Genomic DNA, 273 nt, shown 5'->3' with positions numbered 1-273 from the left:
ATCCTTGCTGCTAGGCCGTTCGCCTGGAAACACAATTTGCGGTGGCCCACTTTGGTACGTGGGTCATCGCTCGGGTAGCCTGTGCACCACGATAGTTGATGATTTTGGGCGGCAATGCCGCTATTGATGAAGCGAGGGGGTCGACCCACATGGGGCGCGGCCGTGCAAAGGCGAAACAGACCAAGGTTGCCCGCGATTTGAAGTATCGCTCGGTGAACATGGATCTCGAGTCACTGGAGCGAGAGCTGAGAGGCGAGAGCCGTCAGCAGGAGG

At 58.6% G+C, this 273-nt stretch carries 1 protein-coding gene; it reads left to right on the top strand.

All coding sequences use genetic code 11. From position 1 onward, the window contains the following. Window positions 1–98: 98 nt before the first annotated feature. Window positions 99–273 (top strand): DUF3073 domain-containing protein (locus MKD49_RS26480; RefSeq protein WP_371925518.1); only part of this gene is annotated, 175 nt, incomplete at its 3' end.

The sequence above is a fragment of the Herbaspirillum sp. WGmk3 genome, from assembly GCF_023952535.1.
Classification (GTDB): domain Bacteria; phylum Pseudomonadota; class Gammaproteobacteria; order Burkholderiales; family Burkholderiaceae_D; genus Herbaspirillum; species Herbaspirillum huttiense.
Note: the sequence above shows the minus strand (reverse complement) of the source record. Positions and strands in the feature narration are given on the sequence as shown.